This window comes from Pseudarthrobacter sp. TE3704 (assembly GCF_056279405.1).
Map to the genome: position 1 here is coordinate 18,198 of NZ_JBWCCJ010000011.1, position 23,375 is coordinate 41,572.

Genomic DNA, 23,375 nt, shown 5'->3' on the forward strand with positions numbered 1-23,375 from the left:
GAGAATCACGGCGTCGAGTACCCGGGTAGGGCACACCCAAACGTGACTTTTGAGAACCGGCCCCGCGAGGTACTCATAATGGGTTCGGATTCTTTTGTGCCCCGAAGGCTCTTGGACGAAACCCAGCACTGTTGGCACCATTGACGCTCCTGAGGGCAGGACCGGCAAAACCGCACAGCGGAGTGTCACAGGTTGCCGGGTGGCCCGTACGCCCTATCCCTGCCGTCTGTCCAAGCACCCCGACACGTCAGGGGCCGGGCCGTGACCGGCGCCCCTCTTTAGACGCTTATGAAACCCAGCAGCCACCTTGCTGTTCATCATTCCCCCCACCTTGTGCGCAGCGCCGCTCTCACGACTCTAGGACGGCACGTGCCGCACGCGGGGTTGAAGGCTCCGGCGATCCTTCCCCATCAAGCCATTCCAACAAAGCAGACGTAGGTGTGCACACTGTGCACACCCCCTTTGGCAGGACAAATCGATGCACATATGGCTCCGGCATCGGTTTTGAGGAGCCCCTCAAGAAGAATTTTCTACAAAAGTCGGCGACGTCATGTTGTGCCCGCAACGCCGGACCATGAATTGGTGTTGGCCACCCACGACCAACTCGACAGAACCGGAACGAGGACCGCGCAAACCCAGTCACAGCAGGCGGAAGGCCCACCAGCCAGGGTCCTGAACCCGCCACACCACACACCTGAATAGGCTCTGCGGCAGCCAGGCCACAGCCCGCAAACCTAGCGTTAGAGGGACGCCACCACAAGCCATGTCAACACGTTAAAGCAAAAGCCCTCTGACGAGGGGATAAGCTGTGCCCGAGGTGGGACTCGAACTGTCTTCCGGGCCTTGAAGGCACTGGGCTCCCGCGGAAACATGCGGAATTGGAAGCAGTCCGAGGGCAGTATTAACCGATCTGAAGCCAAGACTGTGGACAGTGTCCACACCCCGATTCCTATCCTTCGAGCAGAGCTTGGTGCAACGACGGGGCTGCAGCCAGGACGCCACTTAGGGTAACGCGAAACTGGATCGGGAAGGGATTCCGCCATGGAGTCGGCACTATGACTAGACAATAACGTCTGCCAACATTTGGGGGCTTTGCACAGCTCTGTATTGCGCAATATGTTCCGGAATGACCTTCGAAGATCCTTTCTTGACCAACGTTGACGAACCGAGTCGCGTGAGTGGAAGTCCCATTCCCCGCCCCCTAGGCTCGCCTAACAAGACCGACTGACAACAATGACGGCCAGCACCAGGGATCGAGACAACGGCCGTAACGCGGAGAGGCGAGAAAACGTGAGCAGTCCAAGGATCCACATTTTGCACGACAACGCCGACTGGCTGCCGCCGCTTCAGGCCGCGCTGGACGCCGCCGGGCTCCCCCATACAGCGTGGTCGCTCGCCGGCGGATCTATCGACTTGAAGGCCCAGCCACCGCAAGGGGTGTTTTGGTCCCGGCTCAGCGCTTCGTCGCACACCCGGGGCCATGCCTATGCCAAGGAATACGCCCGGGCGCTTTTCCGCTGGCTTGAAGCCTCCGGCCGCCGCGTGCTGAACGGCAGCAACGTGGTGGAATTCGAGGTCAGCAAGGCCGCCCAATATGCCGCACTGGCCGCAGCCGGCTTTGATGTGCCGCGCACCATTGTGGTGGTGGGACGTGACGATCTGAAGCGCCGGTCGCGGGAATTTCCGGCGCCGTTCATCACCAAGCACAATCAGGGCGGCAAAGGCTTGGGCGTGCGCCGGTTCGACTCGCATTCCGAGTTCGACGCGTATGTTGAGGGCCCCGAGTTCGAAGAGCCGGCCGACGGCATCACCCTCCTACAGGAGTATGTACAAACCGCCGCTCCCTTCATCACCCGCGCGGAGTTCGTGGGCGGGGAGTTCGTGTACGCGGTACGCGTCAACACCTCGGGCGGATCGTTTGAGCTTTGCCCAGCGGAGGCCTGCGCCATACCGGAACCATCAGCAGCCGAACAGCCAGCGCGCCAGGGGTTTGCTCCGGCAGCCTGCGAGATTCCGGTAACAGCAGGCGGAGACGCCGCAACGCTCCCGCTGTTCATCAAACGCGAGGACATCACAGCCGCCCACCCGCTGATAGTTCGCTTGCGCGAGTTCCTGGCGGACCAGGGCATCGAAGTGGCCGGTGTTGAATTCTTTGAAACCCTGGACGGCCGCCTGATCCCCTACGACATCAACACAAACACCAACTACAACCCGGATGTTGAAGCAGCCACGGGCAACGCCGCGACCACCGCCGTGGCCCAGTTCCTGGGCCGAGAACTGGCTTCCCGCTACAGCGCGGTTTCTGCGTGAGCGGACTGGTGCCAACTTGCACACCTAGTGCTGCCGAGCCTGCTGACCCCCACCCGCTCGTATCCAGGGTGGCCCGCTTCGCCCGTACAACACTGAAGTCCCGGATGCTTCTCACGGACACCGAGGGGGTTCCAGCCGGAATCATCGGCATGTTGCGGGAGGCCGGTGCCCTGAACCATTTGGCATCGCCACGTTATGGCGGGGCGGGCCTTTCAAAGGCGGAGGACCGGAGGTTGCACGAGCACCTCGCGGCGGGCTGCCTGAACACATGGCTGGTCTGGGCGCAGCATGCTTCCATTGCCGCCAGGGTCGAGGCGTCCCTGCAGGGCCGCGAACCGGGGCATGAACTTTTCGACGATCTGCTCCGCGGGCGTATTTTTGCCGGGGCGGCCCTCAGCGATGTGCGGCGCTATCCGGAACGCTTCATTTCTGCTGAGCGGATCCCGGGCGGCTGGCGGTTCCGCGGCACGGTGTCATGGGCCAGCGGCTGGGGCCTGAACGAGGTCCTCCTCATCGCCGGGGTGGACGCCGCCCGCGAACAGGTGGTCCTGGCGCTGGTTCCCATCGGTGAACGCGTCAAAGCAACACCATTGCACCTTACGGCCCTGGGCGGAAGCAGGACCGCGCGGGTGGACCTGGACGGTGTCACCGTCGAAGACGCGCTGGTCCTCAGCATTGACCCTCTGGCTGTGTGGCAGTCAAAAGACGAACAGACCGCGGTGGATGCCAAACCCCACCTGTTCGGCCTGGCAGCAGCAGTCCTCGGGGAGCTGCGGAACGAACCGCATGCCCTTGCCCGGGATGCGGCTGCAGCCTGGAAACCCAAAGTCGCAGAGCTCCGCACGATGGCATATTCCTTGGCGGACCATGAAGACGCGCCCAAACTTTATCAGGAACGGCTCCAGCTCCGCGTCCGGGCCGGAGAGGCCCTAAACACCATCTCCCAAGCACTTTTCATTGCACGTGCCGGCCGATCACTACAAGGCAACGATTCCGCGCAGTACTACTCGCGGTGCGCACATTTCCTGCTGGTGCAGGGACAGACCAATGCCGTGAGGAGTGCCCAGCTCGCTGCCCTAAGGTGACGCCGGCCGACCGCCGGCCGTCGTTATGTACGGCGCCCCGTCAGTCGGACGGGACCGAAGCATCATCTGACGAGGTCACGGATCCTGTCTGCCGGTACTTCGGTGCCGGCTCCCGCACCGATCCCCTCCCGCAGGGTGGGGGAACCGTACTCACGTTTGTGAATGCCCTTGCGTTGCAGCAGCGGCACCACGTGGTCGGCGAAGGTGTGCAGGCCGTCCGGGAACTGGTCGACCATCAGGTTGAAGCCATCGGCCGCGAAGGAGCGGAACCAGAGCTCCATGTCGTCCGCGATCTGGTCCGGCGTGCCGATAATAATCCGGGAGCCGTAGCCGCCAAAGTCGCGCAGGATTTCGCGGATCGTCTGGTGCCGTCGTTCCTGGATCCAGTCGAGGAACGTCAGCCGGTACCCAGTGGAGGTGGGGTGGGCGTCGGGATCCCACGGCTTATCGAGGATCTCGGCGGGGATCGGTTCGTCGAGGGCCAGGGTGGTGGCGTCATAGGCAATCACATTGCCCAGCGACCGCAGGGCGTAGCTGTCCGGGACCCGGGCTTCGAACTCGTCGTACCTGGCCCGGGCTTCCGCCACGGTGCTGCCGATCACGAGCGACAGACCGGGCGTGATCCGGGGGACGCCCGCGTGCAGGCCGGCAGCGGCGGCGCGGCGTTTGAGGTCGGCGTAGTTCTCGACGGCGCGGGGCAGGGTGAGTTCAACGGCGAACACGCCCTCCGCGTGCCGCGCCGCAAGGTCGCGGCCTTGTTCGCTGCCGCCGGCTTGAAAGATCACCGGACTTCCCTGAGCGGAAGGTTCGACGGCGGTGCTCCCCTCCAGCTGGAAGAACTCGCCGTGGTGGACGTACTTGCCGTCGCCTGCGGCCGCTGCCCACACGGCTTTGACGGCGTCGACGAAGTCCCCTGCCCGGCGGTAGCGCTCCAGCCGGCCCGGGGCCTCCGGCAGTCCAAAGTTCGCCGACACCGCCTTGTTGTAAGTAGTCACCACGTTCCAGCCCAGCCGTCCGCCGGAGATAGCATCGGTGCTCAGGAGCCGTTCGGCCAACTCCACGGGATCGTTGTAGGTGGTGGACGCTGAAGTAATGACCCCTATGTGTTGCGTGGCGCTGGTGATCAGGGACGCCAGAGCGATGGGTTCCAGCGGGTTCCCCGGGCGGGGGTTCGGATTGTGAAGGGCCGGCTGGTCTGCGAAGAAGACCGCGTCCAGCAGTCCGCGTTCGGCGGCACGGGCCGCTGCAATCCAGTGGTCCGGCTCAACGAGGGCAGTTGCGTTTCCAGGGCTGAACTGCCACGCCGCGGGACGCTGCCCGAAGGCCTGGAGGTTGACGTTGAGAGTGAGGTGGTCGTTGCGCTCAGTCACGGGAAGCTCCAAAGGCGAGGGGTTTGCTGGAAAGATCGAGGCGCCGCGGAGGTAGTCCAAGCAGCGCGCGGAGCGTGGGTGCCGCGGTCGGAAGCGCCGCCGTCGATAGTCCCGCAACGGCTTCCACAAGCTCCGCCGAAGTGCGGACCGGAACGAGTTCCGCGGCTGCATCGTCTCGGTGGGTGATGCCTGCGGTGACCAAACCAGGCCGCCCCTCCCCTTCGGACGCAGCCCAACGGTCAAGGAGACCGGGGTCGTCGACGATCACGAGGTCCACCAGGCCCCGCGCCGCGTCGAGTTCCTCGGCGGTGGAGGCCTGCCAGAAAGACACCGGTTCGCCCTGGATACTGGTAGGTGTGTTGAGGGCCCCGTACACCGTAAAGTCTGGGCCTTGATGGTCGATCGCCCGGATGCCGCCGGTGTGCGCGTACACGCCTGAATCAGGGTCTGCCACCAGGGAGTCGCGCGGCCAGCTGTTCCAGAGGGCCCGGATCACGCGGATCCGTTCGGCGGTGTGCTGTGCCCCCGCGCCGTCGCCCTGGAAAAGCACCCCGCTCCGGCCACCACTGAGATGGTCCACGGACAGGAACCGGCGGGCCGCGTTGTAGGGATGGTCTCCGCGGCCGTCCGAAAACGACACGACGGGCCAGCCCGGCAGCCGCACAGTGAGTGCCGTGGCCACCGCACCGGGGTCATGCCTGACGGGGCGGCCCTCTGCACCCACAACGAGTGCGGCACTTAAAGTGCCGGTAACCGCCGCAAGAGGATGGACGACGTCGGGATCCCCGGCTGCGAGCCGGGCCGGAAGGTCGCCGAGGAGGGCAAGGAGCTGGACGGGATCGGTCATGCCGCCGCATCCTTGAGGTGCGTTCCCGGGATGGCTTCGAGCAGTGTGCGGGTGTAGTGGTGCTGCGGGGCGTTCAGGACCCGGTCTGCGGGGCCGCTTTCCACCACGCGGCCGTCCCTCATCACCGTCACGTCGTCCGCGATGAGCCGGACCACGCCGAGGTCGTGGGTGACAAAGACATAGCTGAGCCCGAGCCTTGCCTGGAGGTCCACCAGCAGCTGGAGGATCTGGGCCTGGACGGACACATCGAGGGCGCTGACGGCTTCATCGAGGACAAGGACCTTCGGATTGAGGGCCAGGGCCCGCGCGATGGCAACCCGTTGCCGCTGCCCGCCCGAGAGCTGCGCGGGCAGCCGGTTGAGGTACGTCTCGTCCAGTGAAACGGCCTGCAGCAGTTCACTGACACGGGCCGCCAGCTCCTCCCGCGTGGCCGTAACCTTGAACGCGCGCAGGGGTTCGGCGATGATCCGCCCCACGGTGTAGCGCGGATCCAGTGACGTGTACGGGTTCTGGAAGACAAACTGCAGGTCACGGCGCAGCTCCCGGAGCCGGGAGTGGGTTGCCCCGGTGATTTCCTGGTCGCCGAGGAGGACGCTGCCAGCGTCGGCAGTGGTGAACCCGGCCAGGATGCCCGCGAGAGTTGATTTCCCGGCGCCGGACTCGCCCACGATGGCGTGCGTGGTGCCCGTCCGGACGGTAAGGTCCGCTCCTGCCAGCGCGGCGAACGGGGTGCTGGTGCGGCCCGTGCGGACCGTGTAGGTCTTGGCCAGTGACATGGCCCGCAGCACGGGGTCGGTTTCCTGCCCAGCGCCGGCTGCTGCCAGGTCGGCGTCCTCGGCTCCGCCCCGCAGGGCTGGGATGCCGGCGCTGGGCTGAAGCCGGCCGGAGTGCCGCGCGGGTGCCGCGTCCAGCAGCCGACGGGTGTAGTCGTTGCCCGGCGCCGCCAGCAGTTGGCGCACCGGCCCCTCCTCGACGATCCGGCCGCCCTGCATCACCAGGATCCGGTCCGAACGGTCCAGGGCAACCCCAAGATCGTGGGTGACCAGGAGGATCCCGATGCCCAGCTGTTGTCGGAGGCCCTCAAGGTGGTCGAGGATCACCCGCTGCACGGTGACGTCCAGGGCGCTGGTGGGTTCGTCCGCCACGATGATTTTCGGTTGGCCGGCAAGGGCGATAGCGATCAGTGCCCGCTGCTTCATGCCGCCGCTGAGTTCGTGCGGGTATTGGTTGAAGACGCGTTCGGCGTCCTTGAGTCCTGCCGTGCGGAGGCTTTCCAGTGCGGCGGTGCGGTGCCGCTCCCGGTCGGTGGGCGCCGGTTCGTTGAAGCGGACCGCCTCCACCACCTGCTGGCCGATCCGCTTGACCGGGTTCAGGGACGTGTTGGGGTCCTGCGGGATGAACCCCACGTAGTTGCCGCGCACCCGGGCCAGGCGCTGGTCCGGCCAGCCGGTGACGTCAACGCCAGAGTACGCGATGGACCCGGCACTGACGCGGGCCGTGGGCGGCAGCAGTCCCAGCGCGCCCTGGATCAGGGTGGTTTTACCAGAGCCGGACTCACCCACCAGGGTGACCACTTCCCCTTGCTTGACCTCCACGCTGACGCGTTCGACGGCGGGAGTCCAGTTCCGCCGTCGGCCGCGGTAATCGATGGAAAGGTCAGTGATCCGCAGCAGCGGCTCGGCTTCGGCCTGCTCACGGACGATCTCTTCGGTGATGGTTGCGCTCATCGGCGTTGGTCCTTCCTAAGGGAGGTGCTGATCCGGTGGGTGGCAATGACAACAAGGGCCAACGCGATGCCCGGCAGGATGGAGATCCAGGGGTGCACGGCAAGGTAGTCACGGCCTTCGGCCACCAGCAGCCCCCATTCGGGTTCGGGCGGCGGCGCGCCGTAGCCGAGGAAGCCCAGGGAAGCCACGGCGAGGATGGAGGTGCCGACTTCCAGCGCGGCCAGGGCAAGCACTGAGTTCAGCGCGTTGGGCACCACGTGCCGGAGCACTACGGCGAAACGGCCGACGCCGAGCCCGTAGGCTGCGCGGACATAGTCCCGGGTCACCACGCTGATCACCTCGGACCGCATGACGCGGGCGAACGAGGCGATGGACGAAATGCCCACGGCAATGGCGATGTTGTGGGTGGAGTAGCCCAGGACCGAGACGATCACCATGGCCAGCAGCAGGCTGGGGATGGAGAGGAACACGTCGATCACGCGCATAAAGGCTGTGTCCACCCAGCGGCCGAAGTAGCCGGCCACCAGGCCGACGATGGAGCCGACGCCGAAGGCGATGAGCACCGCCACCAGCGTGGCCGTGAGGGTGGTGCCCGCACCGTAGATGGAGCGTGCCAGCAGGTCCCGGCCCAGCCGGTCGGTGCCGAAGGGATGCTCGGCGCTGGGCGGGGCGAAGCTCAGGGACGGATTGCCTTCGTAGGGGCTGTTCGAGGTGAACAGCCCGGGCGCGACGGCCCAGCCCAGGGCAATGAGCACCACGATCCAGGCGAGGACAAGAACAGGCTGGCGGGTGATGTCTGTCAGCCGTGAGCCCGCGGAGCGGGCCACGGCGCCGGGATTCGGCGGCGCGGGTGCGGCGGAGGTTTGGGGTCGGTCGAGCTGGATGGTCATGGCTGCCTCACGCTGTACGGACGGGCTGGGCGGTGAGGGTGGCCCTCAGCCGCGGATCGAGCAGTGGGTAGATCAGGTCAACCACCAGGTTGATGAGCGCGAAACTGGCCGCGACGAACACGATGATCCCCTGCACCAGGGGCACGTCCAGGGTGTTGATGGCCGACTGGGTGAGCCTGCCAACTCCGGAGCGGGCGAAGACAGTTTCGGTGATCACGGCGCCGGCAATGAGGTTGCCAAAGGTGATCCCGGCGATGGTGAGCGCGGGAAGGCTCGCGTTGCGGAACACGTCGCCAATGATGATGCCGCCCCGGGTGGCACCCTTGGCGTAGCTGGTGGTGACGTACCCTGCCTGGAACTCCTCGGCAAAGCTTCGGACCAGCAGCTGTGCGATGGGACCTGAGACGGGGACGGCCAGGGTGATGACGGGCAGCACCAGGCTTTGCCAGCCCTGGTCGCCGAATGCGGGAAACCAGCCGAGGGTGAAGGAGAAGACCTGGAGCAGCAGGATTGCAAACATAAACACCGGGATGGAGACCGAGGCCGAGGGCAACGATTCCACCAGGTTACGCAGCCAGGGCCGACGGGTTCCGGTGGCCAGCAGCGCGATGGCAAACCCGATCAGCACAGCCAGAATCAAGGAGCCGGCAGCCAGGATGAGCGTATTCGGCAGGACTTCCAGGAGGGACTCGGACACCAGGCGCCCGGACCCGACGGAGTTTCCGAAGTTTCCGGTGGCGGCCTGGCTAAGCCGTTCCAGGTATTGGACGAACACCGGCTGGTTGAAGCCGTACTGGGCGGCCACCTGGTCGCGGACTTCCTGCGGAATGGTGTTCAGTTCCGCGGGATCGAACAAGAGGTCCACGGGGTTGGCCGGGAACACGAACAGCAGGATGAACGTGATGGTGAACGCGGCCCAGACCACGAACAATGCGCGGCCCAGTTTGGACAGGACGTATCCGAGCATGGGGTTATCCCTCCTTGGCTTCGATGGTTGGGTGGGCGGCAGCGCGGCGGCGGTCGGCGCCGGGCACCAGTGGGGCGAGGCCAAGATTCTCGCGCAGCGTCGTTCCGGCATAGTCCTGCTGGAACAGGCCGCGCTGCTGCAGCAGGGGCACAACCTGGCGGGCGAACCGTTCGAAGTCCACAGCGGTGTCTGCGGGCATGATGGTAAAGCCGTCTGCTGCTCCGGCGCGGAACCACTGTTCAAGGTCGTCGGCGATCTGTTCCGGGGTGCCAGCAAGGAGCCGGTGCCCGGCGCCGCCGGCTGAGCGGATGACCAGGTCGCGGACGGTGCGGGGCCCGGCGGCGATAAGTGCGCGGGTGCTTCTGAAGAAACCGGCCGACGCCGGCGGGTGCGGTGCCCGGTCCAAGGCGTCGATGGTGACCAGGGAGTCCGGGCCCAGGGCGTCGGCGCACAGACCCAGCTGGACTGCGACCCCGGTGGCCGCGGCGTGGAGGTCCGTGGTGTCCACGAGTTGATCGATCCTGCGGTGCACGTCCTCCTCGGTGTCACCCACCAGGACGATCACGCCCAGCGAGGTGAGGATCTGGCCTGGGTCCCGTCCGGCGTCGGCGGCGCGCTGCTTGGTGTCTGCCCGGAACGCCACGGCCTCGTGAAGGTCCTGGCCGGCAGTGAACACCAGGTCTGTCCAGTTCGCGGCGAGCTCAAGGCCGCCCGCTGAACCGCCGGCCTGCACCAGCACGGGGCGGCGCTGCGGCGACGGCGGTACGGAGAGGGCGCCGTCGACGCGGAAGAATTCCCCCTCATGTTGCACCCGCTCGATCCGGTCCGGGTCCGCGAAGCGTCCGTTCACAGGATCCCCCACCACGGCCCCGTCGTCCCAGCCATCCCACAGGGACAGCACCACGCGGGCGAACTCGTCCGCCCTGCGGTAGCGGTCCGCCTTCTCCGGCGTTGCGGGATACCCGAACGCGGCCGCGGCGTGCGGGGCGAAGGTCGTTACCAGGTTGAACGCCGAGCGTCCGCCTGTCACGTGATCCAGGGCCAAATAGCGTCGGGCAAGGTTGTAGGGGCTGTTATAGGTGCTGCTGCTGGTGGCAATCGCGCCCAGGTGCTTAGTTCCGGCGAGCAGATCCGCAAACAGGATGGTGGGTTCCAGACCCGATTCGGGATGGGCGGCGATGGAGCTGCCCAGGCCGGGTGCATCTCCCAGGAAGACCGCGTGGATTTTCGCTTCCTCGGCAATGCGGGCCAGTTCGCGGTACCGGCCCACGTCCACCCACGCCAGCGGGTCCCGGCCAGGCAGGCGCCAGGCACCGCGGAAGTGGCCTGGCGTCATCAGGGAAAGGTTCAGGTGGAAGATGCTCATCGGGCACCCGCTGCAACGTATTCCAGTACCGGCACCCGGGACCCGCCCGCCGGCTGCCAGCCGAGTCGCGCAGCTACATCGTTTGCGGTGGCTTCGAGGAGGCGGCGGTGTTCGTCGAGCGTCGGTACTGCCGGCGGGAAACTGACCAGCAGCTCGGTGGCCGCAGCCACGCCGGCGTCGGCGGCGAGCCCGGCGGCGATTTCCCCAGGCTCACCGAAGCGGGTGTGGTCCCGCACCAGGTACACCTCAGGGGAAACATCCTTGACACCAGTGCGGCCGAGCGCCCCGAACCAGCTTTGCCAGCGGCGGGCGCCGTCCACGAGTTTGGACAACGCCTCCTTACGGTCCTGGTCCGGGTAGACGGCCCGGGACACCAGCACCCGGGGCTCAACTCCGGCCGGCAACGCGGACCGGTAGGCGTCTACCAGGACGGACTGGGCCTCCGGACTTTGTTGCCGGTTCCAGTCCGTGGCCCGGGACAGCTGCAGTCCGTCGCCCGCCGCACCTGCGGCCCGGGCCTGGGCGAGGGCATGCTCGGGAGCGCTGGACGTCGCCTGCCAGATCCTGCCGCGGACACCGGTTCCCGGCGGGTGCAGCACTTCGCCGAGGCTGTTGACCGGCTGGCCTTCAAGCGCCGCATGAAGGCGGTTCACACTGTGCTTCCAAACCTCGTGCCGGTTTTCCAGGTCCTGGCCGAAAGCCTCCCAGGCGCCGGGGAACGGGCCGGCGCCGATGCCAAGTTCCAGCCGCCCTCCGGAGAGGGCGTCCAGTGTGGCGGCATCCTCGGCAACCTTCAGCGGGTCCTCCAGGGGAAGCACCAGGACGCCGGTGCCGAGGCGGATGCGGCTGGTGTGCTGGGCGATGGCGGCCAGGAGCAGCAAGGGTGACGCCACGTGCTCATTGCCCTGGCGGAAGTGCCGCTGGATTACCCAGCCCGAGTCGTAGCCCAGCTCCTCCGCCCATGCGAACAGTTCAATGGCCTGCCGGTAGGATTCGGCGGGGCTGAGGTCGCTGTCCAGGTGGAGCAGGAACCCGAGCTTCTTGCCGGCCAGGACCTCTGGCCCGGTGCCGGTCCGTTCGCCATCGCCCAGCGTGCTCATTTGGTGCGCAGCCCGGTGCCGTGGACGCCGTGGGCGTCGATGAGCTCCAGCTCCTCATCGGTGAGCGCGGCAAACCCGGGAGCCTGCAGGTTGTGGTGCAGCTGCTCCACGGAGCTGGCGCCGATCAGGGCCGTGGTGACTTCCGGCCGGCGGAGCACCCACTGCAGCGCCAGCTGTGCCAGGGACTGGCCGCGCTCACGGGCGAGGTTGTTCAGCGCGCTGACCCTGGAGCGGTATTCGTCGGTGATGTCGTCCACGGACAGGAAATCGCTGTTCTCGGCGCGGGCACCTGGCGGGACGCCCCCGTCGAGGTATTTGTCCGTCAGGAGCCCCTGGGCGAGGGGTGAGTAGGTGATGAGGCCGACGCCGTCCGCGGCCGACTGCCCCAGGATGTCCTCGATCTCCACGCGGCGGTCGAAGATGGAGTACCGGGGCTGGTGCAGGACCAGCGGCACGCCGGCTTCCTTGAGCAGGACGGCGGCCTGGTGCGCCCGCTCCTTGGAGTAGTTGGAGATGCCCACGTAGAGCGCCTTGCCGGAGTGCACGGCGCTGATCAGCGCGCCCACCGTTTCTTCCAGCGGTACGGCGAGGTCCGGGCTGTGGGAGTAGAACACGTCCACGTAGTCCACGCCGAGGTCCTTGAGGCTGTGGTCCAGGCTCTGCAGGAGGTTCTTGCGTGAGCCGCCACGGTGGTACGGGCTGGCGCTGATGGGGTTGCCGGCCTTGGTGGAGATCACAATTTCCTCGCGCCAGGCTCCGAGGTCCTCGCGGAGGAGGCGGCCGAAGTTCTTCTCGGCGGCACGGGCCGGCGGGCCGTAGCGGTTGGCGATGTCGAAGTGGGTGATGCCTGCGTCGAACGCTGCCAGCAGGATTTCGCGTTGGGTCTCGTAGGGCGTGCGGTCGCCGAATTTCTGCCACAGGCCGAAGGAGAACTCTGGCAGGGTCAGGCCGCTGGTACCGGCGCGGCGCCAGTTCAGGTTGCCGTGGCGGGTGTCGGAGGGCTGGTAGGTCAAGGGAGTGCCTTTCTGAGGATTGGGAAGGAGTACGACGGCGTGGCTTACCGCTGCGGCCAGGTCTTACCGGCTGCGGCGCAGGCCGGCGGGGGTCAGTTCGACGGGGATGCGGCCGTTGTCGCGCTCAAGGAAGGTGGTGCCGGGAGCGACCGCCTGGTCGATCTGGTCCAGGACACCGTCGCTGAGGATCGTGGCCGCGGACTTAAGGTAGGCGTCCAGGTGTTCCCGGGTGCGTGGGCCGATGATCACCGAGGAGATGGCCGGGTGGTTGAGGGCAAAGGCCAGCGCCAGGTCCGGGACGCTGATCCCGGCGGCGTCCGCGATTTGCCCCAGCTGCTCCGCCGCGGCGAACTTCAGGGTGTTCTCCGGGGCGCCGACGTCGAACCGGCCCTCCCAGACCCGGGCGGCACGGATGGAACCGGGCTGCGGGCGCCCCGCGCGGTAGGCGCCGTTGAGCCAGCCGGCCGCGAGCGGTCCGTAGCTGAGGACGCCGAGTCCATATTTGCGGGCCACCGGCAGCGTGGTCCGCTCGGCCAGGCGGATCAGGGCCGAGTACGGGACCTGTTCGGTCAATGGCGGGGTGAGGTGGTGCTGTCGGGCCAGCAGCTGGGCCTCAACTACCTGGTCCACGCTGAAGGTGCTGGTGCCGTAGTAGCGGATTTTGCCCTGCCGGACCAGGTCATCGAGTGCGGTGATGGTTTCCAGCAGGTCGGTGTGCGGGTCAGGCCTGTGTGCCTGGTAGAGGTCGATGTAGTCGGTGCCGAGCCGCCGCAGGCTGCCTTCCACCGCTTCGAAGATCCACCGCCGGGAGTTGCCGGCGTTCAGCGGGTTGTCGCCGATCTGTCCGTGGAACTTGGTGGCCAGCACCACTTCGCTGCGCCGGCCGGCGATGGCCTCGCCCACGATCTCCTCGCTGCGGCCCTGGTTATAGGCATCAGCGGTGTCGATGGTGTTGATGCCGGCGTCCAGGGCGGCGCTGATGATCTCCAGTGATTCCGGTCGTTCGGTGGGGCCGCCGAAGTTCATGGTGCCCAGCGTGAGCCGGCTGACCCGGAGGCCGCTGCGGCCAAGGTAGCCGTAGTCGGTGGTTTGCGGGCTTGTTGTTTCGGTCATGGGTGTCTCCTCGAAGATGTGTGAAGGTGAGCGTCAGAACAGGCCGTTGGCGGGCGGCGGCTCGTCGGCCACCAGCCAGGCGCCCACAGCTGCGGACTTCCAGCCGCGGGGATTGTGGTTGGCCACGGTGCGGGCGTTGCGCCAGTGCCGGTCGAGGTTGTGTTCGCGGCGGGTGAGCGTTCCGCCCCCGACGTCGAACAGCAGTTCCCCGGCGGTGAGCGCCTGCTCGCCGGCGCCTACATATGCCTGGGCGACGGCGATGGTGGCGCGCAGGGCCTGCGCCTCCCCCGGCCCGGCCCAATATGCGTCGAGCTGCCCGGCGGCGCTGGCCACCTGCGCCCTGGCCGTGAACGCGGCCGTGGCGATCCTGCCCACCGCAAGGCGGATGTAGGGATCGTCGGCGCTGCGGGCGGCGGTGGAGTGTTTGATCGGGCGGGTGACCCCGCGGACCAGGCGGACGGCGTCGTGCTGTGCTGCCTCGGCGATCCCGGCGAGGGTGGCGGCCAGGATCAGGTGGGCCAGGGAGCCGTGCGGGTGGCTGGCCTGGACGGTGAACTCTTCCACGTCCTCGGGGTCCACCGGCACGCCGTCCAGGCGGGTGGTGCCGCTGGCTGTGAGTCGCTGCCCCACGGCGTCGAAATCGTCAATCAGTCCAACGCCTTCGCGGTCGGTGCGCACGGTGAAGGTCACCACGCCGCCGTCGTCGTCCACGGCGTTTCCGGAGAACCAGCGGGCGTGCAGGCCACCTGTGCTGTAGAACTTCTCGCCGGTGACCCGGAAACCGGAGCCGTCGCGGGTGAGGCGGGTGGAGATCGAGCCTGGTTTCCCCGTGGCTTCGTTGCGGGTGCCGGCGAACAGGTCTCCCGCCAACACGCGGGCCAGCGTGCGCTCCCGTTTCGCACCGGTCAGCGTGCCGGTGGCCAGCCCGTCCGCCACGAGGAAGCCGGGGCGGAGCGCCTGGGCCACGTTGGAGTCCGCGGCGGCGATATCCACGATCAGTTCGGCGAGTTCACGGACACTGGCTCCGGCACCACCGTCATCCCGCGGAACGCGGTAGCGCAGGATGCCGGCATCGGCGAGGGCGCGAATTTCCGCGAACGGGTGCGTCCGCTCGAGGTCACGCCGTGCGGAGGTGTCACGCAGCCTGGCGAGGATGGGCGCGATGGCTGCCCGGACTGACTCTGTGGTCACGGCGGATGCCGCGGGCACGGATTCCTGCCCCGGCGTCGTCCGCTCCGCCACGCTCACAGCCCGTCCGCCTGGGTTGGGGCGGCAGTTTCACCGCGGCCGCGAAGTGCCGGCGGATTTTCGCCGCGCAGTACCCGGAAGGCACGGTCGAGGTCAGCGATGAGGTCATCCGCCTCCTCGATGCCCACGGAGAGCCGGATCAGGCCAGGGTAGATCCCGGCCTCATCCCGTTCAGCTTGGCTGAGCTTCGAGTGCGTAGTGGTGGGCGGGTGCAGGATCAGGGACCGGACATCGCCCACGTGGGTCATCCGGGTGAACACCTCCACGGCGTTGTAGAAGGTGCGGGCGGCGTCCACACCTCCGGCGAGGGTGAAAGCGAACACCGAGCCTTGGCCGCGGGGCAGGTACTTCTGCGCCAGTGGGTAGTACGCGTTGGACTGCAGCCCTGGATAGTCCACGCTGGACACTTCCGGCTGCTGTTCCAGCCAAGTAGCCAGTGCCAAGGCGCTGCGTGAATGCCGGTCCACGCGGAGCGAGAGGGTCTCGATGCCCTGCTGCAGCAGGAAGGCGTTGAACGGGGACAGGCTGGGGCCGAGGCGGCCCGCGACCACCGCGCGGGTGAAGGCGAAGTTGGCCTTGGCGCCGAACTTGTCGATCCAGGTGGTCCGTTCCCCGGTTCCGGCGTGGATGGGTTCGTGCAGGTGCGGGTAACGGTCCGGGTGGGCGGCCCAGTCGAACCGGCCGGCGTCCACCACCACGCCGCCGATCGAGTTTCCGTGGCCGGCCAGGAACTTGCTGGTGGAGTGCAGGACAATGTCCGCGCCGTAGTCGATGGGCCGCAGCAGGTAGGGGGTCGCCAGGGTGCTGTCGATAGCGAACGGCACGTTGTTGGCGTGCGCGGCACCTGCGATTACTTCAATGTCGATCAGGTCGTTCTTCGGGTTGGGAATGGCCTCGCCGTAGAACAGCCTGGTGTTGGGGCGGACCCGGCGGTGCCAGTCTGCGGGGTCATTGGGACGTTCCACGAACTCCACGTCGATGCCGAACCGGCGGAAGTTGCCGCGGAACAGCGCCCGGGTGCCTTCGTAGATGCTGGGAGCGCTCAGGACGTGGTCTCCGGACTTGAGGACGCCGAGCAGTCCGGTGCTGACGGCCGCCTGCCCGCTGCCCACGAGGGTTGCACCGGCGCCGTGGTCCAGGGCGGCGAGGGCCTGCTCCACGGCGGCGTTGGTGGGGTTGTTGATCCGCGAGTACACGTAGCCCGGGTCTGAACCGGCGAAGCGGGCCTTGGCGTGGTCGAAGTCGTCGAAGACAAACCCGGCGCTGAGGTACAGCGGGGCGATGCTGGCACCGTGCCCAGGGTCTCCCCGATGGCCTGAGTGGACCTGCTCGGTGGTGAACCCGAAGGTGTGGTCGGTGTAGGTCAGGGTGTTATCGGGCATGGGCTTGCAGCTCCCTGCTTTCTTGGTGGGCGGGCAGCACCTCGAAGAGGGCGTTGAGCAACGTGGCCAGGTCGCTGGGCGCTGCGCGGACGCGGAGGAGCACGTGCTGGGGAGGACCATCGAGCAGGACCCTGGCGGCGTCATCGGCCGTTCCCTTCACCTGGATCCGCTCTGTGTCGGTGGTGATTGTGGCTGTCGCCTTGGTTGGGAGCCAGGTCACCGTCCGGTAGGCCGGCGCCGCTCCCCTGTTGCGGCCCGTGAGGCCGGAACCCGTGGAATCGGGAGTGGTGGAAGCCAGGCCGATAATGCCGTCGACGGCTCCTTCCGGGGCGGCGGCCGCCGCGTCGGTCAGCAGCAGGGTGCGGTGCGCGGACGGCAGGGGCACGTTCAGCGCACCGGCCACCGAATAGACCTCTCCGGCGAATGACGCCGGGACGAGACTTCGCTGGTCAGCGAACCTGCCCGCCGCCCGGTCGCCGATCAGCGCCTCCTCCGGGAAGCTCACCCAGAGCTTTCGGAGGACCTCGACGTACTCGGCCAGGAGGCGGGAGGGATCCTGCCCGGCCGCGACATTGCCCCCAGCCGTCAACGCGCCAGCGGTGACGGGGTCAAGACCGTCGGCGTGGAGGAACAGGCCCACCTGGCCGCAGGTGATCCGGTTCAGCGACTGGATGCGGCGGGCCAGGTTGTAGGGCGGATTCCGCGCCGTGCTGGCCGTGACGATCAGCCGCGGCGGAGCGCCGGCCGGCCTGGTGATGGTGCCCGCGGTGTTCGGGCCGAGAAGGTCTGCGGCGAGGACCCCGGCGAGGACGCTGGGGTCCAAACCCGGCCCGGTGTCGGCCGTTTCCGGCAGGAGGAGCGGCGCAGAGCGGCCCGCGGCGACGGCAGCGGCGTCGCGGGCTGCCGCCAGTACTGTCGTGGCCGCTGCGGCGTCCGGAACCGCGGTGCCGGGAAACTCAATGATGAGAGGCGGCGCGGTGGTCATGCTGCTCCTTGGGAAGGCTGGGCGCCGGCGAGTACCGGCAGTTCGCGGCGTGCGGCCGGCTGGGCGGGCAGGTTCAGGTGCTCGCGCAGCGTGGTTCCTTGGTACTCGGTGCGGAAAAGGCCGCGGCGCTGCAGTTCGGGGATGACGTGGTCGACGAACTGGTCGAAGCCGCTGGGCAGGGCGTCCGGCATGATGTTGAAGCCGTCGGCGGCGCCGGACCGGTACCAGCGTTCGATGTCGTCCGCGATCTGCCCGGGGGTGCCCACGACGATGCGGTGGCCAGCGCCGCCGCCCAGAGCGTGGAGCAGCTGGCGGTAGGTGGGTTGGTCGCGGTCGATGATGCCCAGCACCATCCTGTAGAACGTCTGCGATCCCGCGGCGGCCTCCGGTTCGGGGAGCCCTTCGCGGCGGACGGGTGCATCCAGGTCAAGGTTGTTCAGGTCGAAGTCGAGCTGCCCGCTGAGCCTGCCGATCGCGTACGGAAGGGGCACCAGCTCAGCCAGGACCCGGCGTCGTTCCTTGGCCTCGGCTTCGGTGCTGCCGATGACGGTGGACAGGCCCGGCAGGATGGCAATTTCCTTGGGGCGTCGGCCGAAGGTGGCGGCTGCGGCGTTGATGTCCCGCCGGAATGCCAGCGCCTCGCCGAGGGTCTGGGCGGCCGTGAAGATGACTTCCGCGTGTTCGCCGGCGAGCCGGATCCCTGCCTTGGAAGCGCCCGCTTGCACCACCACCGGGCGGCCCTGCGGAGACGCGGGCAAAGCGCCGGTTTTCGCGGCGCCTGCCCAGGCTGAAACGACGCTGGCCGTCACTTCACTGGCGCGGGCGTAGCGACCGGCGTGCTTGGGTTCGCCGTCGCGGCCGAAGTTGGCAGCGGCAGCCGCACCCGCGGTCGTCACAACGTTCCAACCGAACCGTCCGCCGCTGACGGCGTCCAGGGAGGCCAGCCTCGAAGCGAGTTCGCTGGCGTCGTTGTAGCTGGAGGAGAAGGTGCCGATCAGGCCGATGTTGCTGGTTTGCGCGGCGATCCGGGCCAGCAGGACACTGGGCTCGAAGCTGTTGCCCGGGCGGTACTCGAGGTCCTTTTCAATGACGGGACCGTCGGCGAGGAATACGGCGTCAAGCTTTGCTTCTTCGGCTTTCTTCGCGATGCCCACGTAGTGCTTCAGCCTGTAGGCGGAGAGCGGGTGGTTCTCAGGGACCCGCCATGAGCCCCCGAACACTCCGGCGTTGAGGATGTTGACGTTGATGTGGAGGCCGCGGCCCGGCTGCGGGCCTGTCACTTGTTTTTCCAGGTGTTCACGAAGTGGTTCCGGGACTGGGCGTCGAAGATGATGCCGTCGATGTATTTGGCGTGGGCGATCACCTGGGAGGGGTTGTATACGGGGTTGACCAGTGCGTACTTGTCCAGCAGTACGTCCTGGGCGTCTTTCGCTGCCTGGGTGCGCTTGGCCGGGTCCAGGGTGAGTTCAAGGGCGCCGAGCTTGGTGGTGACTTCGTCGTAGCCCGGGAAGTCCTTGGTCAGGTAGGCGCCGTTGCCCAGCGTAGGGCTGTACTGCAGGTTCAGGACGCCGGGATCGTTGCGTGACCGGTTGGCGGCTACCACGTTCCAGTCCGTCTGAGCTTTGGCGACATTGGCGGAGTAGTCCGGAATGGGAACCACGGTGAGCTGCAGGTCGATGCCGATCTTCTTCAGGTCCTGCTGGATCGACTCGTACGCGGGCTTGTTGACCACGAGGTTGTTGATGCCCAGCAGCTTGATGGCGAGGCGCTGGCCGTCCTTGGTTCGGATGCCGTCTGGTCCAGGGACCCAGCCGGCGTCGTCCAGGATCTTAGCGGCCTGTTGCTGGTCGAATTTCAGGACGGAGCCGCTGTAGTCCACATGGCCCTGCACGGAGGAGGCGAGCACCGACGTCGCGATCGAGTAGGAGTCCGTGAGCACGGTCTTCTCGATCGTCTCGCGGTTCCAGCCCAGCTGGATGGCCTTGCGCACGGCGATGTCGTTAGTGGGGAAGATCGAGGCGTTGAAGTTGAAGTAGATGGAGGTGCCGGAGACCTGCCGGGAGATGATTTCGAACCCGGCGTCCTTCAGTGGTTGCTCGTCGGTGGTGCCAACGTCGAGGGTGGCGTCGATGGTGCCGGACTTCAGGGAGCCGGTGCGGACGCTGGCTTCGGGGATGGTGTTGAAGACGATTTTGTCCAGGTATGCCTCGCCGTCGTGCTCGATGGCCGGCGGGGACCAGTTGTAGCCCTCGCGCTTGACCAGGACGGTTTTGGCCTGCGGCTGCCAGGACTCATACACGAACGGCCCTGTCCCCACCACGTTCTTCGGGTCGGTCCGCTCCTCGGCGCTCTTGGCCAAGGTGGCCAGCGAGAGGAAGCCCGGCTGCGCGTTGGCCGTGAAGGAGGAGGCCTGCAGGAAGCTCGCGATCGGCTTCTCAAAACGGACGACTGCGGTGAATTCGTCAGGCGTGAGCGTCTCGATGTAGCCGGGCAGCAGGGTGGCACCGTTGGGCGAGATGTTCAGGGCCTTGTCGCCGCGGACGTACTGGTCGAAGTTCGCCTTGACCACTGCTGCATTGAATGAAGAGCCGTCGCTGAAGGTGACGTCATCGCGGAGGTGGAAGGTGAATTCGGTGAGCTCGCCGTTGGTTTCCCAGGACTTGGCCAGCCAGGGGGTGATGTCTCCGGTTTTGGGGTCCTGCCAGGTCAGCTTGTCGGTGACGTTGTTGCCGATGATCGACTCGGCGTAGTTGGTGCCCCACTGGGTGTCGGGGCTGCGCTGGTAGTCCAGCAGGCCGAACTCCAGCGTGCCGCCGCGGACAGGCCCGCCACTTCCGGCGGCCGTGGTGGACTGAACGGCTGTCGCCGATACCCCCCACGTGATGCCCAACGCCACGACCGCTGCGGCACCGGCGGCAAGCCAAGGCCCCTTCTTGCGAGGCGGCCGTCCGCTCTCGATTGACGTACGAAGATCCGACATGACCCATACTCCCTGTGCCTCCAGCAGCCGGGACCGGATGTCCGGCTGTGATGAATACAGACAGTACAAATGCGCCTGACCGGACCGCACATTGCGTTTCCGCGTGCGAATCTGCGTAAACAACGGCGTCGTAGCGTGTCGGAATCAGTCGTTGTGGGACGAAATCCGGAGCAACAGGGGGAATCGGTTCGTCATCATGCGCAACTCCCCCTCCGCCTCCACATGCCCAGAAAGGTCAAGGGAAATGGCGGGTCGGGCGAAGCTGAGCCGAGGGATTCCGTTGAGTGAAGAACACGTCTCCTCAACGATCCAATCTTTTATGCGTTTTGAGAGGTGTCTTACGGGAGTAGCTGCTGCTGCTTCCCCAGCGGGTCTTGCCTGGGGGTGCCTTCCACCGCACTCTCACGGCTGCCACCGGCACGGGTGCGTCTGCCGTCGAAGCAGGAAGTTGTTCCCCACAGGTAGCTTGGGTCCTGGCACCCAAGGGACACGATCACGTCGTCGCCGTGCTCCGGGTGCAGAGGGACCCACTCGCGGTGGCCAGCGTCCAGCGACCTGGTCCAATCGAGCCGTCGAAACAGTCCTGCTTCCGCTGGATACGGCGCCCTTGCAAGCGCTATAGCTGTTAGCTGGACGGGCTAAAGCTGCGGGCGGCGGGGTCATTGGTGTCTTGCCGTCAATCTCCCGCGCATTCATTGACTTTCGAAAAAGCCACCCATCGTGTCTCGGCCGTGCCGCTCGCTTTGGAATTCCCTAATGAGGGCAGAAGGGATGGGCAGGAGACTCCGTACGTCGTGAAGTCCAGGCCATGCCTTCCACACGCCAAGCTCATTCGCCACAGCCACGATGAAATCCCTTCGCTGCTGGTCAGATTCGCCGGAGGGGTAAAGCTCCCAGCTCAGCTCATTGAGCGCTGCCAATTCACGAATGTGTGCCCGCATTCCCGGATGGGACCACGCTTCCTGGACTTTTCTGTACATGGAGGGGCCGGCTTCATCCCACCACTTGCTCGCTAAGGTGTCGGTCCATGCCGGTGAGCTTGGAGGCCATCCCCGCGCCAAGGCGAAGTACTGTATCAGGACCCAGGCCGCGTACTTCTGGATGTCCGACACGGGCCCGTGTTGGTGCCTCGCCCGTGCGATCACCTGTTGCGTGTACTCGTGCATAGACGCTCCTGGATAGCTCGTGGAGGTTCCCGGGGAACCAGCCGACGCATCTGCACGGAAGGTTGGACAGGACGCCGGTAACGATAGCGCTGCCTAGAATATAGCCTTGCGTTTAGATTTCGACCCCCAGTAAGGCCAGCAAGGTCAAAAAGCGCCTGCTTCCTCCGGCGCTTCGTGGGTTTGCTGAGTTTTTTCGAAAAGCGCGTAGTGGTAAATTTTGCCGTCGATAATGTCCAGTCCGCCCCGGGGTTCCATCGTGAACCATTCGTGGTTTGTGGCGGCTTGCGCCCAGGCGTCTGCTTCTTCCCAGTACACATCGGATGACCGGCGGTACGGGTGCACATGCATGGCGACCGAGAGCATGAAAGGCGCGTGCCCAGGTGCGGCGTGCTGGGCGAAACATACAACATCGACGCTGACACCGTGATTGATGCAGGACGCTTTTCGGGCCATCGCGGTGGCGGCGCCTTCTACCCCGCCTTCACCGATGTCCTGCCACGCCAACGAGTACATCTGTTGGTGAAACAGGGATAGCTCTTTGGCCCAGGTCGTTTGAATTCTGCGCGCGACTGCGGCGATCATGCGGTCATGCCTCCGCCACGAGTAGTTGGACGCCCTCCTGGTGGCCGTGCATCCGGCGGCCTGTACCGGCCAAGCCTACGGTCCAGAGAATCGCAGAGTCCGGCGTCTTTGCGTCAACACGTCCTCTGTACGTCGGCCCTGTCACCGGAATGACTTCAACTACTGATCCCACGGCGATTGAGGACCAGTCCTGTCTGGGGTGAATGTTGGGTAACCCGTCCGGGTGCTGGTCGACGTTGTCCGCGCGGGCCGGCCGCTGAAGCCGTCGGCGGGAGCCGGACCTGACCGGGGTCACGCGACGCTCTCCAACCGGCTGGTGCGGTCAGCTACTCCGTTGAAGTAGCTGCCCTTGAAGAAGAGGAGCGGCTCGGTGTCCTCCCGTGCCGCCAGGGCGCGGACAGCACCCACGACAATGGTGTGGTCGCCGCCGTCGTACTCCTTATGCAGTTCGCAGTCCACCCACGCCAGGGCGTGGTCCAGCACTGGGTTTCCCAAGGGGGACATTGAGTAGTCCACGCCGGCGTATTTATCTGTGCCGGAACGGGCAAATTGAACTGCGAGGTGCTGGTGTTCCGCGGGCAGGATGTTCACGGTGAACCTGCCCGCGTTGCGCAGATGCGGCCAGGTGCTGGAGCTGCGGGCGGGGCTGAAGGTGACCAGTGCCGGGTCGAGGGAGAGGGAGGAGAACGATTGGCACGTGAAGCCCGCGGGCCCGTTGTCCGTGGCTGCGGTGATGACGGTTAGTCCGGAGGCAAAGTGGCCCAGGACGTGGCGCAGGCGCTGCGGAGTGAGATCAAAGTGTTCCGTCATGTTCTGTCCTTTCAAGACCGGTGATTCCAACAAACCACCCGTAAGCGTGCTGTTCAATCACGAGTGAAACGCACTGACGCTCAGAGCAATATGGGTTCATGGCCCGAAGTATGGAGTAACGAAGAACGCCTTTGACCAGCGATGATTAGGCCTTGGGGGGCGGCCCTTGCGCGTGCTGCCGTTTACTAAAGGACTCGCTGAGCCTCATTGCCTCCGGGGACCGGCCGAAGAATATGTCTGGGCCACCGTCGTAAGCGCGAACGTCACTGACTACTTGCTTCGAAGCGGTAGAAATCGCCCTCCCACTCAAGCGCTCATAGCTGTCCCGAAGTCATGCCGCTGAATCGTTTGGAACCGATGGACAAGCAAAAGGCACATGGCTGCTTGTCATTCTGATATGTCCCATGATCGCTGGGCGGGACCTCAGCGCAACC

The 23,375-nt window shown here is 66.3% G+C and carries 18 protein-coding genes; 2 read left to right on the forward strand and 16 right to left on the reverse strand.

The genetic code is table 11. The features are described 5' to 3' along the window. The first annotated feature begins 1,290 nt into the window (after positions 1-1,290). Positions 1,291-2,310 (forward strand): ATP-grasp domain-containing protein, encoded by a 1,020-nt coding sequence (locus ACZ9BC_RS21220; RefSeq protein WP_476247675.1) that lies wholly within the window; start codon positions 1,291-1,293, stop codon positions 2,308-2,310. Positions 2,311-2,378: 68 nt separating this feature from the next. Further along, a complete protein-coding gene (locus tag ACZ9BC_RS21225; protein ID WP_476247676.1) occupies positions 2,379-3,395 on the forward strand; it encodes an acyl-CoA dehydrogenase family protein in 1,017 nt (338 codons plus the stop codon). A gap of 62 nt (positions 3,396-3,457) precedes the next feature. Here ACZ9BC_RS21225 and ACZ9BC_RS21230 read toward each other — a convergent pair whose 3' ends face one another. From ACZ9BC_RS21230 to ACZ9BC_RS21305, 16 genes are all read right to left on the reverse strand, one after another. Then, complete coding sequence (locus ACZ9BC_RS21230) at positions 3,458-4,765, reverse strand: NtaA/DmoA family FMN-dependent monooxygenase (RefSeq protein ID WP_476247677.1); 1,308 nt, start codon at positions 4,763-4,765, stop codon at positions 3,458-3,460. Then, positions 4,758-5,612: a hypothetical protein gene (locus ACZ9BC_RS21235; protein WP_476247678.1), complete on the reverse strand. Its 855-nt coding sequence runs from the start codon at positions 5,610-5,612 to the stop codon at positions 4,758-4,760. The genes ACZ9BC_RS21230 and ACZ9BC_RS21235 overlap by 8 nt, the downstream gene beginning before the upstream one ends. Further along, on the reverse strand, positions 5,609-7,339 hold the full coding sequence (locus tag ACZ9BC_RS21240; protein ID WP_476247679.1) for a dipeptide ABC transporter ATP-binding protein: 1,731 nt from the start codon (positions 7,337-7,339) through the stop codon (positions 5,609-5,611). The genes ACZ9BC_RS21235 and ACZ9BC_RS21240 overlap by 4 nt, the downstream gene beginning before the upstream one ends. Further along, on the reverse strand, positions 7,336-8,229 hold the full coding sequence (locus tag ACZ9BC_RS21245; RefSeq protein WP_476247680.1) for an ABC transporter permease: 894 nt from the start codon (positions 8,227-8,229) through the stop codon (positions 7,336-7,338). The genes ACZ9BC_RS21240 and ACZ9BC_RS21245 overlap by 4 nt, the downstream gene beginning before the upstream one ends. Positions 8,230-8,236: 7 nt before the next feature. Beyond that, on the reverse strand, positions 8,237-9,196 hold the full coding sequence (locus ACZ9BC_RS21250) for an ABC transporter permease (protein WP_476247681.1): 960 nt from the start codon (positions 9,194-9,196) through the stop codon (positions 8,237-8,239). Between the two features lie 4 nt (positions 9,197-9,200). Further along, the gene (locus ACZ9BC_RS21255; protein WP_476247682.1) at positions 9,201-10,562 is read right to left on the reverse strand and encodes an NtaA/DmoA family FMN-dependent monooxygenase; all 1,362 of its coding nucleotides are present in this window, start codon (positions 10,560-10,562) and stop codon (positions 9,201-9,203) included. After that, a complete protein-coding gene (locus ACZ9BC_RS21260) occupies positions 10,559-11,662 on the reverse strand; it encodes an LLM class flavin-dependent oxidoreductase (RefSeq protein ID WP_476247683.1) in 1,104 nt (367 codons plus the stop codon). The genes ACZ9BC_RS21255 and ACZ9BC_RS21260 overlap by 4 nt, the downstream gene beginning before the upstream one ends. Further along, entirely contained in the window at positions 11,659-12,675 is a 1,017-nt protein-coding gene (locus tag ACZ9BC_RS21265) for an aldo/keto reductase (RefSeq protein WP_476247684.1), read from the reverse strand. Before ACZ9BC_RS21265 ends, ACZ9BC_RS21260 begins: the two co-directional genes overlap by 4 nt. A gap of 63 nt (positions 12,676-12,738) precedes the next feature. Next, complete coding sequence (locus ACZ9BC_RS21270) at positions 12,739-13,788, reverse strand: aldo/keto reductase (RefSeq protein WP_476247685.1); 1,050 nt, start codon at positions 13,786-13,788, stop codon at positions 12,739-12,741. 33 nt (positions 13,789-13,821) lie between these two features. Beyond that, positions 13,822-15,036 carry an acyl-CoA dehydrogenase family protein gene (locus ACZ9BC_RS21275; RefSeq protein ID WP_476247686.1) on the reverse strand — a complete coding sequence of 405 codons (1,215 nt, stop codon included), beginning with the start codon at positions 15,034-15,036 and terminating at the stop codon, positions 13,822-13,824. Further along, positions 15,033-16,418: an O-acetylhomoserine aminocarboxypropyltransferase/cysteine synthase family protein gene (locus ACZ9BC_RS21280; RefSeq protein WP_476247687.1), complete on the reverse strand. Its 1,386-nt coding sequence runs from the start codon at positions 16,416-16,418 to the stop codon at positions 15,033-15,035. Before ACZ9BC_RS21280 ends, ACZ9BC_RS21275 begins: the two co-directional genes overlap by 4 nt. After that, positions 16,408-17,403, reverse strand: a complete 996-nt coding sequence (locus ACZ9BC_RS21285) for a hypothetical protein (protein ID WP_476247688.1) — start codon at positions 17,401-17,403, stop codon at positions 16,408-16,410. The genes ACZ9BC_RS21280 and ACZ9BC_RS21285 overlap by 11 nt, the downstream gene beginning before the upstream one ends. Continuing rightward, on the reverse strand, positions 17,400-18,683 hold the full coding sequence (locus tag ACZ9BC_RS21290; protein WP_476247689.1) for an LLM class flavin-dependent oxidoreductase: 1,284 nt from the start codon (positions 18,681-18,683) through the stop codon (positions 17,400-17,402). Before ACZ9BC_RS21290 ends, ACZ9BC_RS21285 begins: the two co-directional genes overlap by 4 nt. Beyond that, positions 18,680-20,383 (reverse strand): ABC transporter substrate-binding protein, encoded by a 1,704-nt coding sequence (locus ACZ9BC_RS21295; RefSeq protein WP_476247690.1) that lies wholly within the window; start codon positions 20,381-20,383, stop codon positions 18,680-18,682. Before ACZ9BC_RS21295 ends, ACZ9BC_RS21290 begins: the two co-directional genes overlap by 4 nt. Positions 20,384-21,693: 1,310 nt before the next feature. Next, on the reverse strand, positions 21,694-22,131 hold the full coding sequence (locus ACZ9BC_RS21300) for a hypothetical protein (protein ID WP_476247691.1): 438 nt from the start codon (positions 22,129-22,131) through the stop codon (positions 21,694-21,696). 291 nt (positions 22,132-22,422) lie between these two features. After that, positions 22,423-22,941, reverse strand: a complete 519-nt coding sequence (locus ACZ9BC_RS21305) for a flavin reductase family protein (protein ID WP_476247692.1) — start codon at positions 22,939-22,941, stop codon at positions 22,423-22,425. Between the last annotated feature and the right edge of the window lie 434 nt (positions 22,942-23,375).

Bases quoted from the DNA above. Each gene is read 5' to 3' on its own strand.
- ACZ9BC_RS21235 (WP_476247678.1), bottom strand. From the start codon at position 5,612: ATGACCGATCCCGTCCAGCTCCTTGCCCTCCTCGGCGACCTTCCGGCC.
- ACZ9BC_RS21240 (WP_476247679.1), bottom strand. From the start codon at position 7,339: ATGAGCGCAACCATCACCGAAGAGATCGTCCGTGAGCAGGCCGAAGCC.
- ACZ9BC_RS21245 (WP_476247680.1), bottom strand. From the start codon at position 8,229: ATGACCATCCAGCTCGACCGACCCCAAACCTCCGCCGCACCCGCGCCG.
- ACZ9BC_RS21250 (WP_476247681.1), bottom strand. From the start codon at position 9,196: ATGCTCGGATACGTCCTGTCCAAACTGGGCCGCGCATTGTTCGTGGTC.
- ACZ9BC_RS21255 (WP_476247682.1), bottom strand. From the start codon at position 10,562: ATGAGCATCTTCCACCTGAACCTTTCCCTGATGACGCCAGGCCACTTC.
- ACZ9BC_RS21260 (WP_476247683.1), bottom strand. From the start codon at position 11,662: ATGAGCACGCTGGGCGATGGCGAACGGACCGGCACCGGGCCAGAGGTC.
- ACZ9BC_RS21270 (WP_476247685.1), bottom strand. From the start codon at position 13,788: ATGACCGAAACAACAAGCCCGCAAACCACCGACTACGGCTACCTTGGC.
- ACZ9BC_RS21280 (WP_476247687.1), bottom strand. From the start codon at position 16,418: ATGCCCGATAACACCCTGACCTACACCGACCACACCTTCGGGTTCACC.
- ACZ9BC_RS21285 (WP_476247688.1), bottom strand. From the start codon at position 17,403: ATGACCACCGCGCCGCCTCTCATCATTGAGTTTCCCGGCACCGCGGTT.
- ACZ9BC_RS21295 (WP_476247690.1), bottom strand. From the start codon at position 20,383: ATGTCGGATCTTCGTACGTCAATCGAGAGCGGACGGCCGCCTCGCAAG.
- ACZ9BC_RS21300 (WP_476247691.1), bottom strand. From the start codon at position 22,131: ATGATCGCCGCAGTCGCGCGCAGAATTCAAACGACCTGGGCCAAAGAG.
- ACZ9BC_RS21305 (WP_476247692.1), bottom strand. From the start codon at position 22,941: ATGACGGAACACTTTGATCTCACTCCGCAGCGCCTGCGCCACGTCCTG.